General features: G+C 60.2%; 15 protein-coding genes and 1 tRNA gene. 12 read left to right on the top strand and 4 right to left on the bottom strand.

All coding sequences use genetic code 11. The features are described from left to right. The first annotated feature begins 46 nt into the window (after nt 1-46). Nucleotides 47-496, top strand: coding sequence for a potassium channel family protein (locus K3724_RS09540; protein ID WP_259992155.1), 450 nt, complete (start codon nt 47-49; stop codon nt 494-496). Here K3724_RS09540 and cls read toward each other — a convergent pair. Further along, nucleotides 493-1,908, bottom strand: coding sequence for a cardiolipin synthase (cls, locus tag K3724_RS09535; protein ID WP_259992154.1), 1,416 nt, complete (start codon nt 1,906-1,908; stop codon nt 493-495). The genes K3724_RS09540 and cls overlap by 4 nt on opposite strands. Before the next feature lie 145 nt (nt 1,909-2,053). Between cls and K3724_RS09530 the strand changes: the two genes are divergently transcribed. Next, on the top strand, nt 2,054-2,920 hold the full coding sequence (locus tag K3724_RS09530; RefSeq protein WP_259992152.1) for a YihY/virulence factor BrkB family protein: 867 nt from the start codon (nt 2,054-2,056) through the stop codon (nt 2,918-2,920). Nucleotides 2,921-3,048: 128 nt separating this feature from the next. Then, nucleotides 3,049-3,237, top strand: coding sequence for a hypothetical protein (locus K3724_RS09525; RefSeq protein ID WP_259992150.1), 189 nt, complete (start codon nt 3,049-3,051; stop codon nt 3,235-3,237). A 7-nt stretch (nt 3,238-3,244) separates the two neighbouring features. On the opposite strand, the gene K3724_RS09520 is transcribed toward K3724_RS09525, so the two are convergent. Further along, complete coding sequence (locus K3724_RS09520) at nt 3,245-3,961, bottom strand: RlmE family RNA methyltransferase (RefSeq protein ID WP_259992610.1); 717 nt, start codon at nt 3,959-3,961, stop codon at nt 3,245-3,247. Nucleotides 3,962-4,038: 77 nt separating this feature from the next. Further along, nucleotides 4,039-5,151 carry a Ppx/GppA phosphatase family protein gene (locus tag K3724_RS09515; protein WP_259992148.1) on the bottom strand — a complete coding sequence of 371 codons (1,113 nt, stop codon included), beginning with the start codon at nt 5,149-5,151 and terminating at the stop codon, nt 4,039-4,041. Nucleotides 5,152-5,434: 283 nt separating this feature from the next. Between K3724_RS09515 and K3724_RS09510 the strand changes: the two genes are divergently transcribed. Genes K3724_RS09510 through K3724_RS09500 form a run of 3 tightly spaced genes read left to right on the top strand, consistent with a single transcriptional unit; the run spans nt 5,435 to nt 7,763 of the window. Next, the gene (locus tag K3724_RS09510) at nt 5,435-5,731 is read left to right on the top strand and encodes a virulence factor (RefSeq protein ID WP_259992146.1); all 297 of its coding nucleotides are present in this window, start codon (nt 5,435-5,437) and stop codon (nt 5,729-5,731) included. A gap of 26 nt (nt 5,732-5,757) precedes the next feature. Continuing rightward, nucleotides 5,758-6,684 (top strand): methylenetetrahydrofolate reductase, encoded by a 927-nt coding sequence (locus K3724_RS09505; RefSeq protein ID WP_259992609.1) that lies wholly within the window; start codon nt 5,758-5,760, stop codon nt 6,682-6,684. Nucleotides 6,685-6,701: 17 nt separating this feature from the next. Next, on the top strand, nt 6,702-7,763 hold the full coding sequence (locus K3724_RS09500; protein WP_259992144.1) for a methyltetrahydrofolate cobalamin methyltransferase: 1,062 nt from the start codon (nt 6,702-6,704) through the stop codon (nt 7,761-7,763). Between the two features lie 347 nt (nt 7,764-8,110). On the opposite strand, the gene K3724_RS09495 is transcribed toward K3724_RS09500, so the two are convergent. Next, nucleotides 8,111-8,200, bottom strand: a tRNA-Ser gene (locus K3724_RS09495). A 122-nt stretch (nt 8,201-8,322) separates the two neighbouring features. On the opposite strand from K3724_RS09495, the gene K3724_RS09490 reads away from it, so the two are divergent. The 6 genes from K3724_RS09490 (at nt 8,323) to proB (ending at nt 13,276) form a co-directional block, all read left to right on the top strand. Next, complete coding sequence (locus K3724_RS09490) at nt 8,323-9,174, top strand: DUF2059 domain-containing protein (protein WP_259992142.1); 852 nt, start codon at nt 8,323-8,325, stop codon at nt 9,172-9,174. A 204-nt stretch (nt 9,175-9,378) separates the two neighbouring features. Beyond that, nucleotides 9,379-9,924, top strand: a complete 546-nt coding sequence (rplU, locus tag K3724_RS09485; protein ID WP_259992140.1) for a 50S ribosomal protein L21 — start codon at nt 9,379-9,381, stop codon at nt 9,922-9,924. Between the two features lie 11 nt (nt 9,925-9,935). Beyond that, nucleotides 9,936-10,205 (top strand): 50S ribosomal protein L27, encoded by a 270-nt coding sequence (gene rpmA, locus K3724_RS09480; protein ID WP_027258993.1) that lies wholly within the window; start codon nt 9,936-9,938, stop codon nt 10,203-10,205. A 284-nt stretch (nt 10,206-10,489) separates the two neighbouring features. Next, nucleotides 10,490-11,026 (top strand): GNAT family N-acetyltransferase, encoded by a 537-nt coding sequence (locus K3724_RS09475; RefSeq protein WP_259992137.1) that lies wholly within the window; start codon nt 10,490-10,492, stop codon nt 11,024-11,026. 121 nt (nt 11,027-11,147) lie between these two features. After that, a complete protein-coding gene (gene obgE, locus K3724_RS09470; protein ID WP_259992135.1) occupies nt 11,148-12,182 on the top strand; it encodes a GTPase ObgE in 1,035 nt (344 codons plus the stop codon). Next, a complete protein-coding gene (gene proB / locus K3724_RS09465; protein WP_259992133.1) occupies nt 12,170-13,276 on the top strand; it encodes a glutamate 5-kinase in 1,107 nt (368 codons plus the stop codon). The genes obgE and proB overlap by 13 nt, the downstream gene beginning before the upstream one ends. Nucleotides 13,277-13,319 lie beyond the last annotated feature (43 nt).

Here is a 13,319-nt window from a genome sequence, read left to right as displayed (position 1 = left end):
CTGCTGAAAAGCCCCAACACAGCCCCACACCAACGGGAGAGCAAAGATGACGCTATGGAACCAGTTGCTGTGGGGCTCAGTCTATCTGAGTGTCTGCCTGATCCTCGAAATCTCCGTTTTGGTTTTGTGTTCCGCCGTGCTGAACAGGATGTCGGCGGGCTTTGCCAAACCCTTCAGGCCCTGGCAGATCGGGCTCATGCTGGTGGTTGCGATTTTCATAATTCTGGGCAGTCATACGGCTCAGGTCTGGATCTGGTCCGCTGCTTTTGTCCTGGTCGGTGCGATCGGCGACTGGAACACATCAGTCTATTTCTCTCTGGCGACCTATACCACGCTTGGCTACGGCGACGTTGTGCTAGGGCCGGCGTTGCGGATTTTTGCCGCCTTTGCTGCAGTCACCGGGTTATTCGGCTTTGGGATCAGCACGGCCTTTCTGGTTAGCGCAATGGGGCGGCTGTTTTCCTTGAACGGAGAAACACATAGGGCAAGGGATTAAAGCACAGGCGCCAGCAGCCGCGCCACGGGAGCCAGCAATCGAATGCGCAATGCCTGCCGGTCCAGCGGCTGTGTAAGCGCGGTAGAACGCTGGAAATCCCTGGCCAGCATTTCAGAGATTTCGCGCGCGGACCGAGGGTCGAAAAACAAGGCCATGGTTTCAAAATTCAGCCGGAATGACCGGTAGTCGAGGTTTGCCGTGCCCACACCCGATATCCGGTCATCGATAACAAAACATTTCTGATGCATGAAGCCGCCCCGGTAGCGCAGGATATGAACACCTGCCTCCCGCAGTTCATCAAAAAATGCAAAGCCCGCAAGCCAAGGCAGGTGGTGATCAATGGATTCCGGCAAAAGGATCCGGACATCCAGCCCGCGCAACGCGGCATGTTTTAATGCTGCAAGCACCTCCTGATCCGGAACCAGATACGGGGAGGCCAGCCAAACTTTGTCCTGTGCAGCGGTGATTGCCGAGAAAAACAGCATGGACCCGTTGCCGATGCTATCGCCGGGGCCGGTCGAAACAATCAAGCCGGGCCGGTTTTGCGGTGACGGTTCAGCGTCCCAGTTCAGCAGATCCAGGACTGGCTCTTGTGTGCGCCAGTGCCAATCCTCGGCAAAAGAAAGCTGCAGCTGCTGAACAACCGGTCCGGTGAGCCGCACATGGGTATCCCGCCAGGGACCCATTACAGGATCCAGCCCCATGTATTCCTCGCCGGCATTCAGCCCGCCGGTAAATCCGGTCCGCCCGTCCACAATAACGGTTTTCCGGTGGTTGCGGAAATTGATCCGAAGCCGGTGCCAAGGCGGCCGTTGAACCGCGGGATCAACCATGTTCACACCGGCCTCCTCCAGCGCGCCTGCAAAGCTGCGGGGCAGCTTCCGGCTGCCGATACTGTCTGTCATGAACCAAACCGTCACACCGCGCTGCGCGGCTTCGATCAACTTGGCCTGAAGCTGTTTGCCGACACTGTCCGCACGCAGGATATAGTATTGCAAAAGTATATATTCCTGCGCGTTATCAATCGCTTCGAAGATGGCGTTAAATGTGTTTTCACCATCAGTCAAAAGTTCCAATCCGTTTCCGTGGCAGACGCTCATGCCGGCAATGGCCTCAAAGGGCGCTGCGTTTACCGGCAGTTGCTGCGCCTCTCCTGATTGGGCGCTGGTATAGTTCCGCGTCGCAGCAACCGCCTGTTCTGCAGCACGGCGAGCCGTCCAGTACCCTTTGAACCGGTGGTGGCCAAAGATCATGTAGGCGGGCAGGGCGGCTATCGGCGCAGCCAGCAAGAAGACAGCCCAGCCAATCGCCCCTTGAGGTGTGCGCGCGGTGCGGGCTGCACGAAGGGCTGCAAACCCGGCAGCGGCCCAGGTTGCGGCAATAGCCGTGGTGCTAAGAACAATCCAAAACATCTGGAGATCCTAAGATAGCGGTTTGATTTCAAATTAGTACTGAAAGGCGGTGCCTGCTACACTTGGCCGGGCTGCGGCAAGCGGAAATCAGTGTGTTTGTTCTTTGCCGCTGGCAATTTCCTAATGCTTGTGGAACCTTACGCCTATGCCAATCCTGCCGCCATTACGCTGCTGGCCTGCAGCCTTGCTAGACGCCACCCGCCGCTTCAACCGGAAAAACGGCTGGGTGATGAGCAGCCATATCGCCATGTCGATGATGCTGGCGCTGTTTCCGTTTGTTCTGTTTACTGTGGCGCTGGCGGGGACCGTTGCCGGTTTGCTGTCGCAGGACGTCGCCATGGAAACCCTGACGGAACAAGTGTTCAGCGTTTGGCCGGACGCGGTGGCACGGCCGATCCTGACCGAACTGAAAGCGGTGCTGCAGACATCAAATACCCAGCTTGTCACTCTGGGCGGCCTGTTTGCGCTTTATTTTGCCTCAAATGGCGTCGATGCCGTCCGCACCGCCATGGTGCAGGCTTATCATGATACGGACACAAGACCGTTTTGGCGGTCGAGGGCGCTGTGCATCGGGCTGGTCGTTCTAGGCGGGGCGGGTATTCTGGCCGTTACAGTGTTTGAGGTGCTACTGCCGCTCTATGTCAGGCACATCGCGCAATTGCTGCCCTTCGAAAGTGTTCCAAAAGGCTGGGAAAAGGGCTTGAGGGGCATTCTGGCGCTGGCTCTTCCCACTGGCGCGGTGCTGGCGTTCCATGTGCTGCTGCCTGGCCGGGTGCACCGCTTGCGGCGGATCCTGCCGGGAGCAATCCTGACCCTTCTGCTGTGGCTGGCCTGCGGCAGCGGCTTTGCGTTTTACGTCGGCTCATTTGCGCAATACTCGGCCACATACGCAGGGCTTGCTGGCGCCATGGCCGCAATGATCTTCCTCTATCTGAATTCAGCTATCCTGATCCTGGGGGCGGAATTCAACGGCGCGCTGATCGAGATCGCCAACGGGATGGGCCGGTCATGAAAGCTGCGGGTTTTCAGCAACTGTTTCCGTTTCTTCAACAATAAGGCAGCCCTGCCTCATTTGAGCCCATCTAGCGGCCCAATCACCTTTTAGATCTTCAGGAAGAAGCGGATCGAGAAGGGGCCATCATGACAAAATTGCAAAACAAACTGCGCCACATGCGCCTGTTTGAACTGATGCGCCAGCGTGAAATGGCCAGCCATGTCAGCCGCAAGCTGCGGGTGTCCCGGCTGGCCGATGGTGAGGGTGATGAAGCTATCCTGCTGCGCGATCTGGCGACGCGGTCGCTGACCGCACCGCACAGCCGCCGGGTCTGACGGGGCTTTAACCCCGGAACCCGGTTGCCACCACAAATTTCTCAGAGCTGTCCGACCGGGAGGAGGGCGGCTTCATGTTTGCCACTTTGGTGAACTTCTGCTTCAGCAGCTTCTGCAACTCGCCTTCGGCGCCACCTGCCAGAACCTTGGCCACAAAGGTGCCGCCTTCCTCCAGCACGTCAAAGGCAAAGTAAGCGGCGGTTTCACACAGCGAGATGATCCGCATGTGATCTGTCTGTTTATGGCCGGAACTGGCGGCGGCCATATCCGACATCACCACGTCAGCCTTGCCGCCCAGCCATTCCTTGACCTTGTCGTCGGCGCCGTCCTCCATGAAATCGAGCTGATGGAACTCGGCACCAGCCAGCGATTCAACTTCCTGCAGGTCCACGCCGATAATGCGGCCCACTGCCTTGCCCTGTTTCTCGCCCAAAGCATTGATGCGCTTCACCGCCACCTGCGCCCAGCCGCCGGGCGCACAGCCCAGATCGACGATCCGGGCACCAGGCACCAGAAAGCGGTATTTGTCGTCCACTTCCATGATCTTATAGGCTGCGCGCCCGCGATAGCCTTCGGCCTGGGCCCGTTTGACATAGGGGTCATTCAACTGCCGCTGCAACCAAAGCGTCGAGCTGAGCTTGCGCCCGCGCGCGGATTTCACCTTGACCTTCAGATCGCGCTGACCGCGTCCGGATGTGTTCTTACCTGTCGGCGTCTTTGCCATCATCGTCACCATTTGCGCCGGTGCGCGGAGTTCTGTAAAAATTCCGGCCCGGATATATCCATTTTTTCCGGCCCCGCCTAGTAGGGGCCGTCCTCCAGAACGCCATCCGCGCTCATCTGTGCATAAAGCAGCCCTTCGCGCAGGCCGCGATCCGCAACCGACAGCCGGTCGGTCGGCCAGCAGCGCAGCAATGCCTGCAGGATTGCAGACCCGGACATGATCAGCGCCTGACGGTCCTCGCCGATGCGGGGATCGCGGCGGCGGCCCAGAGGCCCGAGTTCTAGATACCCCCGGATCACCTTGTCAATCTGATCGCTGGTCATCCGCAGCCCGTCCACCTTGGTCCGGTCATAGCGTTTCAGCCCCAAATGCGACGCTGCCACAGTTGTAACCGTGCCCGATGTGCCGACAATCTGAAACCCGGTACGGGTCTGTTCGTTCTTATAGGGCGCAAAATCAGCCAGGTTTTCCTCGAAAAACCAGCTCATCAGCGCAAAACGTGCCGCGTCGTCTTCGACATCGTTGAACTGGTCCCGCAATGTGGCAACCCCCAGCGGCACGGAAATCCAATCCACCACCTTGGCCGCGGGAAACGGGCTTTCGGTGGTATGGAACCCGTTATGAAGCCGCATGATCGCAGAGGGACGGTCGCGCCGCGGGACTGATGAGATGTCGATCCACACCAGTTCGGTCGAGCCGCCGCCGATATCGACCACCAGCAACTGATCCGTTTTGGTAGAGACCAGCGGCGCGCAGGAAATCACCGCCAGACGCGCTTCCTCTTCCGGCTGGATGATTTCCAGCGTCAGACCGGTTTCCCGCTTCACCTGGCGGATGAACTCGCGCGCGTTTTTTGCCCGGCGGCAGGCCTCGGTTGCCACCAGCCGCATCCGCCGGACCCTGTTGCGTTTCAATTTCTGCTGGCAGATCCGCAGTGCCTGGATGGTGCGCGCCATCGAGGACCGCGACAATCGTCCGGTCCGCTCCAGCCCGGCGCCGAGCTGCACCGACTTGGAGAAACTGTCGACCACATGAATGCCGCTGCCCTTGGGCTGGGCGATCAGCATGCGACAGCTATTTGTACCCAGATCCAGCGCGGCATAAAGCGCATCAGGATCGGGCCGGGCCGGTGCAGGGGTTTCGACCGCTTTGGGAAACGCGCCCGCACCTTTCGAGCGCCTGGGCGCCATGATTCACGCCCTCCGATTATCGTGTTAACGACAACAATAGGGGCGCTGGTGCAGCGGCGCAAGCGCCAGACGGCGGAAGCGAAGCAATTTCCGCAGCTTCGAGGATATCTCATAATCCACATGAATATTTTGGCGGGAAACCCCTGTGGCATTCGAAACGGCACAAAGCTAGTGTCCCGGCAGCAAAACGTCGCTCAATCCCATCGTGTTGTCGAAAATCGACCAACGTGCGGGCGGCCGCCGCTCTAGAACGTGGTCTATCCAGGCTAGGAGGAAATTAGGCATGCCCGACGTTACGATCGTATACTGGCGCGATATCCCTGCGCAGGTCATCGTTGGCAAAGGCCGCCGCGGCGCCAAACGCCAGCTCGAAGAACGGTTCGAGCAGGCCATCGACCGCGCGGCCATGAAGGTGAACGCCAAGGACGCGGATGCCTATCTTGCCGAGTGGCGCAAGGCCGCGCCTTATGCCGCCGAAGGCGAAGCGGCCGATGTTGCCGAAGCCGAGGCAGTCCGCTTGGAAACAGAATACGATCAGGACCGCTTGAAGACCCTGATTGCAAATGACGGATGGGCGTGAGCCTGACACCACTATGGGAGGCCGTGATGGCTTTGCTGAACTTTAAGAAACGCGATTCTGGTGCTGGCCAGACTGCCACCCCCGAAATGGAAGCCTTCCTGAAAGGCTATTCCATCGAAGTGATGCCGCGCACCGCCGCCAAGGTCGATGATTTCCGCGATCTGCTGCCCGCCGGCACCCGTGTCTATGTCGCGCATATCGAAGGCACCCCGATCGAGGACATGGTCGACACCGCCAAGCGCATCGCCGGTGAAGGCTATGATGTGATGCCGCACTTCCCGGCGCGTATCATCAAGGACAAGGCCACCCTGGGCGACTGGATCAACCGCTACCAGGGCGAAGCCGGCGTCAAGCAGGGCCTGATCCTGGCCGGCGGCGTTGCCAAGCCGCATGGCGATTTCGACAGCTCGATGCAGCTGCTGGAAACCGGCCTGTTCGACGACGCAGGCTTTACCAATCTGCACGTAGCGGGCCATCCCGAGCCGAATCTGGACATCGACCCCAAAGGCGGCCGTGCCAACACCTATGCGGCGCTGGACTGGAAACAGGAATTCTCCAAACGCACCGACGCTGAGATGGCGCTGGCAACCCAGTTCTGCTTTGAGGCGCAGCCGGTGATCGACTGGGTGAACGAGCTGAGCGAACGCGGCATGAACCTGCCGGTTCATATCGGCATCGCCGGCCCGGCCAAGCTGCAGACCATGATCAAATTTGCAATCGCCTGCGGTGTCGGCCCGTCGCTCAAAGTGCTGCAGAAACGCGCCAAGGACGTCTCAAAGCTGCTGCTGCCGCATGAGCCGGGCGAGGTTCTGGCCGGTCTGGCAGCACATAAGGCAGCCAACCCCGATTTCGCAATCGAGAAGGTCCACTTCTTCCCGCTGGGCGGCATCAAGACCAATGCCACCTGGGCGATCAACAACGGCGGCGATTCCGCCAAGCCGGTTAACTCCTAAGACCCTAAGGATCAAAAATGACCCGTACAGTCGTAGAATCAAAAACAAAAACCGCGGTCCTGGGCTTTGACGAGCCGTTCTGTGTGATCGGCGAGCGCATCAACCCGACCGGCCGCAAGAAACTGGCGGCCGAGCTGGAAGCCGGCGATTTCTCCACCGTTGAAAAGGACGCCGTGGCGCAGGTTCTGGCCGGTGCCACCGTGCTCGATATCAACGCGGGCGTGGTCTATAACTCAAACCCGAACCCGAACGAGACCGAGCCGCCGCTGATGAAGAAGATCGTCGAGCTGGTGCAGGGGCTGGTCGACGTGCCGTTGTGTATCGACTCTTCGGTGCCGGGCGCGCTGGAAGCCGGCCTGGAAATCTGCGAAGGCCGTCCGCTGCTGAACTCGGTCACCGGCGAAGAAGAGCGCCTGGAGCAAATCCTGCCGCTGGTCAAAAAATACAATGTGCCGGTTGTGGCAATCTCCAACGACGACACCGGCATCTCGGAAGACCCCGATGTGCGTTTCGCCGTCGCCAAAAAGATCGTGGAACGCGCTGCCGATTTCGGCATTCCTGCCCACGACATCGTTGTTGACCCGCTGGTGATGCCGGTTGGCGCAATGGCCACTGCCGGTCTGCAGGTGTTTGCGTTGGTTCGCCGTCTGCGAGAAGAGCTGGGTGTGAACACCACTTGCGGTGCGTCCAACATCTCGTTCGGCCTGCCCAACCGCCACGGCATCAACAACGCCTTTCTGCCGATGGCAATGGGCGCCGGCATGACTTCTGCGATTATGAACCCGGTGGCGCTGCCCATCACGCAGAAGAAGATCGCCGAGAAAAGGGCGGAAGTTGAAGCCGCCGGCATCGTCCTGCCCGAGGGCATGGAGGACGAAGCCTTTGTGCAGATGTTCGGCCTTGGCTCCACCATGCCGCGCGCCGGCAAGGAAATGGAGGCCATTCGCGCCGCCAACTTCCTGACCAACAACGACCCGCATGGCGGCGACTGGATCAAGTTTAACAAAGAGCCTGCCAAAGAAGGCGAAGAAGGCCGTGGCCGTGGCGGCCGCGCCGGCGGCCGCCGCCGCCGCGCCTGATCCGTGCAGTCAGACTGAACCAGAGGCCGGGCAGAAGTGTCCGGCCTTTTTCGTTTACCAACAGCTTATGTCGCGCACTTCATTTGGTTGGCGCGATCCCGGCAGCGTTCAACTGTTGGACGAAGCGAAAGCCACCCACGGCCACGAGCCCCGCCCAGTCTGGCGGGGCTTCGTCTTTTCGGGACATCAGAATGGACGCCTCCGGCTGCATGGGCGAGGGCATCCTGGCATAGCCAGCACAGCTGACAGGGCGAAAAGTCGTTAAACTATGCCGAGATAGACCAATACCACCGAGGCCATCCCATCCGGGCGGGTCGGATAATTATCTATCGGTATCAAGGGGAAAATGGCGGAGAGACAGGGATTCGAACCCTGGGAACCCGTGAAGGCTCAACGGTTTTCGAGACCGCCCCGTTCGACCACTCCGGCACCTCTCCGCGGGGGTCTGGTGGGGCAGCGTTTAAGGTTGATTCCGGGCGCGTGCAAGCGGGAAATGCGGCCGTGGCAAAAAAAGCCGGTTTGCCGTTGCCAGCCAAAGGTTTTTGCCTAAATTTGCTTTATGCAGATGCCGCTCAAAACCCCCGCTGTGCTTTTACGTATCCTGACTTTGCTGTGTTTGGCTGCCGCGGGAGTGCCGCAGACCGGCCTGGCCGCAGACCGTGAGAGGGTTGAGGCGTTTCTGGAAGTGACCGGCTTTGACGTCGCGCTCGACAGCATTGCCTTGTCCGCCTCCAGCGCACCGGACATGCTGGGGCTGGATGCAGGCGCCTTTGGCAGCCAATGGACCGAATTGTCCGGGGACGTTTTTGATACCGCTGAAATGCGCAGCCTGGCGCTGGAGATCCTCGAAAGCACGCTGGACGATGAAGCCCTGGATCACGCGGCGGCCTTTTATGCCAGCGATCTGGGGCAGCGCCTGGTGCGGGCGGAAAACGCCTCGCATAAGGTCGAAGATGACACGGTAAAGCAATTGGCAGGCAACCGCATTATCGCGGATATGGTCAAGGACGGCAGCACACGTGTCGCAATGTACCAGCGGATGGGAACCGCAATTGATGCCGCAGAGGCAGGCGTAAAGGCGCTGCAGCAGATCCAGTTCCGCTTCCTTATGGCCGCCGCCGCGGCCGGGGTGATCAAGCTGGAGCTGGACGCCGACGGCTTGCGGGCCCTGATGAAGGCGCAGGAGGGCGAGCTGCGCCTCAGCCTGCAGGCCTCCAGCCTGGCCGCCTCGGCCTATACCTATCAGGAATTCAGCGATGCAGAGGTCGAGGCCTATGTCATCGCCCTGGAAGAGGCGCCCATGCAACGGGTTTATGAGTTGCTCAACGCTGTGCAATATGAGATCACAGCCAACCGCTTTGAAGAACTGGCGCACCGGATGGCAGAACTGAAACCCGGGCAGGATATCTGATCCTGCACAGGCTGTTGGCGCAGGTTGTGGAAAACGGTTGACACCTGATGCGTTCCGAACCATAAGCCCGCATCCCGGCCCGGACTCCGTGCGCCGGGATTCATTTGTAATACGCCCATGACACGGGCGCGCTGTTCGAGGCGGCATTTGCCGAAAACACCCGCAAGGGGGCCGTAGGACGCGGGTATAAAAGGAAAGACGCACATGTTTGCGGTCCTCAAGACCGGCGGCAAGCAGTACAAGGTTCAAGCGGGCGATATCCTCCGCATTGAAAAACTTGCTGCAGACGCTGGCGACACCATCCAGTTCGACGAAATTCTGATGCTTGGCGGCGACGCACCTGTTGTTGGCGCTCCGCTGGTAGATGGCGCTGCCGTAAAGGCAGAAGTGATCGACCAGATCAAAGGCGAAAAGCTGATCAACTTCGTGAAGCGCCGCCGGAAGCACTCCTCCAAGCGCACCAAAGGCCACCGTCAGAAGCTGACCCTGGTCCGGATCACCGAGATCCTGGCATCGGGCGCAACCAAAGCTGCCCCGAAAGCCGCTGCCAAAGCTGCACCTGCTGCTGGGTCGGACGATTTGGCCCAGCTGACCGGCGTTGGCCCTGCTGCCGTCAAAAAGCTGAACGAAGCAGGCCTGACCACCTTTGCCCAGATCGCAGCCTTGTCCGAAGACGACATTGCTGGTATCGAAGCGGTCAAAGTGAAGCCCGAGTGGGTTGAGCAAGCCAAAGATCTGGCTAAAGGCTAAGGAGAGAGAGAATGGCACATAAAAAAGCTGGCGGTTCCTCACGTAACGGCCGCGACTCCGCGGGCCGCCGTCTTGGCGTGAAACTTTTCGGTGGCCAGGCGGCCATCGCAGGCAACATCATCGTGCGTCAGCGCGGCACCAAGTTCTGGCCGGGCGAAAACGTAGGCATTGGCAAGGATCACACTTTGTTTGCCACCGCCGAAGGTGCTGTCACCTTCCGCAAAGGCCTGAAAAACCGCACCTTTGTATCGGTTCTCCCAGTGGCGGAGGCCGCTGAGTAAACCGACCCGAAGGGTAAAGAAATCTTTAGGGGGATCGGTTATAAGACCGGTCCCTCTTTTCTTTTTTGCGTCTGCGAGTTCATGATGAGTTTTCTTGCTGTTTCCAGCCCCCTCGATTTTGTGCCGCTGCAGTTCGGTGTTCACGCCGGGCCAACAAGTAGTTTTGCGCGAATTGAAGACCTTGGGGCTTGCTCCAGGGGCAGGGCGAACACATCTGAAAAGCATCGCCGCAACAACAATGACAATTGCCGCCAGAAGTACACAGGCAGAGGAGGAGCACGTCCATGAACTTGGAACATATCGTGTGTCAGCAGGCCATCGAAACAGAACGGTTTATTTTGCGGCCGCTGCGAAAATCCGATGCCGGGCTGATTGAACATTACGTCAGCGATGCGCGCGTTGCCCGCATGACCCGCTCGGTCCCGCATCCGCTGCCGCCCGGCGCCGCCGAGGCCTTTGTCGCCCGCGCCATGGCCGAAGAGCGGGACGAGGATGTCTGGGTGATAGATGGCACCGCCGAAGGCGACGCAGAGCTGAAAGGCGTGATCGGCCTCAAGCGGATGGACCGCAACCAGTCGGAAGTGTCCTATTGGACGGCGCCGCCGTTTTGGAATACCGGGCTTGCCTCTGCCGCGGTAAAGGCATTGGTGGATGCAAATCCGCAAAGCAACGCGGCGATGTTTGCTTCGGTGTTTCAGGACAACCCGGCCTCGGCCCGGGTGCTGATCCATTGCGGCTTTGATTACCTTGGCGACGCCGAAAGCTATTCGGTGGCCCGCGATGCCTCTGTCCCGACCTGGACCTACAGCCGAAAACTGTGATTGGCGCGGCGCGCGCTTTGCGGTAAGGCAAACGAAACATTCCCGCCAAGGCCTTGGGGCTTTGGCGGGACACTTGTACTGCGCAGGCGGGCACAGGATCCCGCCGCATTAAGGAGCTGTCATGAAATTCCTCGATCTGACAAAGGTCTATATCCGCTCGGGCGCCGGCGGGAACGGCTGTGTCAGCTTCCGGCGCGAAAAGTATATCGAATACGGCGGGCCGGACGGGGGCGATGGCGGCAAGGGCGGTTCGGTCTGGGCCGAGGTGACCGACGGGCTGAACACCCTGATCGATTTCCGTTATCAGCAGCATTTCTTTGCCAAAAACGGCCAGTCCGGCATGGGCCGGCAGCGCACGGGCAAGGATGGCGACGACATTATTCTGCGCGTCCCCGTGGGGACCGAGATCCTGGACGAAGACCAGGAAACCGTTCTGGCGGATCTCACCGAAGTCGGCCAGCGTGTGCTGCTGGCCAAGGGCGGCAATGGCGGCTTTGGCAACCTGCACTTCAAATCGGCCACCAACCAGGCGCCGCGCCGGGCCAACCCGGGCCAGGAATGCGTAGAGCGTACCATCTGGCTGCGCCTCAAGCTGATTGCCGACGCAGGTCTGCTTGGCCTGCCCAACGCGGGCAAATCGACCTTCCTGTCGGCAACCTCCAACGCGCGCCCCAAGATTGCGGATTACCCCTTTACCACATTGCATCCGAACCTGGGCGTGGTCGGCATCGACAATACCGAATTTGTCGTGGCCGATATCCCCGGCCTGATCGAAGGCGCGCACGAAGGCAAAGGGATCGGCGACCGCTTCCTGGGCCATGTGGAACGTTGCGCGGTGCTGCTGCATCTGGTGGACGGCACCTCCGACACCGTGGTTGAGGATTACAAGACTATCATTGGTGAGCTGGAAGCCTATGGCGGCGTTCTGGCCACCAAAACCCGGATCACTGCGCTGAATAAGGTGGATGCGATCGACCCGGAGGAGCGCGACGAAAAACGCGCCGCATTGGAACAGGCTGTGGGCGGCCCGGTCATGATGATGTCCGGCGTCAGCCGCGAAGGTCTGAACGAGGTGCTGCGCGCGGTACGGGCAGAAATCGACGATGACCGCGTCCGCATGAAACCCGTCGAGGAGGAAGCGCCTTGGCGGCCCTGAAGTCGGCAAAACGGATTGTCGTCAAGATCGGCTCGGCGCTGCTGGTTGACCGCAGCACGGGCGAGCTGCGCGCCGGCTGGCTGCATTCATTGGCCAATGACGTTGCTTGGCTGAAGGCCGGCGGCACCGATGTGGTGCTGGTCTCTTCCGGCTCCATCGCTCTGGGCCGGGGCGTTCTGGGCCTGCCGCGCGCGGACCTGCCGCTGGAACAATCGCAGGCCGCGGCGGCGGTTGGCCAGATCCGTTTGGCCCGCGCTTATGAGGAGGCGCTGGCGCCGCACCGGATCACTACGGCGCAGGTGCTGGTAACGCTGGAAGACAGCGAAAACCGCCGCCGCTACCTGAATTCACGCGCCACTTTGGAAACGCTTTTGGGGATGGGCGCGGTGCCGATCGTCAACGAGAACGACACCATCGCAACGGATGAAATCCGCTATGGTGACAATGACCGGCTGGCGGCACAGGTGGCGGTGACTGTTGGCGCCGACGCCTTGATCCTGCTGTCCGATGTTGACGGTTTCTACAGCGCAAACCCGGCACTGGATCCCAAGGCGGAACGCTATGACCGGATTGACGAGATCACACCGGAGATTGAGGCGATGGCCGGCGACGGCGTCTCTGGCCTGTCCAAAGGCGGGATGATCACCAAACTGCTGGCGGCTAAGATGGCCACTGCAGCCGGCTGCGCCATGGTAATCACTGAAGGTTCGCCACTGAACCCTTTGAAAACACTTGAAGATGGCGCATCGTGTACTTGGTTCACCGGACAGGGCGACCCGCAAACCGCACGAAAACGCTGGATCAGCGCGATGAAAACGCGCGGAGTTCTGACCATCGACGACGGTGCTGCACGCGCGCTGATGTCGGGTAACAGCCTGCTGCCCGCAGGTGTGCGTAATGTGGAGGGTGACTTTGGCCGCGGCGATCCGCTGGCCATCCTTAGCCCAGACGGGCGCAAACTGGGGCAGGGGCTGTCACGCTATACAGCGGACGAGGCCCGCGCCATCCAGGGGCGCCAATCGCAAGAGATCGAGGCCACGCTGGGCTATCCTGGCCGCGCCGCATTGATCCACCGCGATGATATGGCGCTTTGAGCAGACCATCTGATAATCTATTCCAGCCGGCAGGCACCCGATG

Source organism: Leisingera sp. M658 (assembly GCF_025144145.1).
Lineage (GTDB): Bacteria > Pseudomonadota > Alphaproteobacteria > Rhodobacterales > Rhodobacteraceae > Leisingera.
This window is presented reverse-complemented; position numbering and strand designations above follow the sequence as displayed.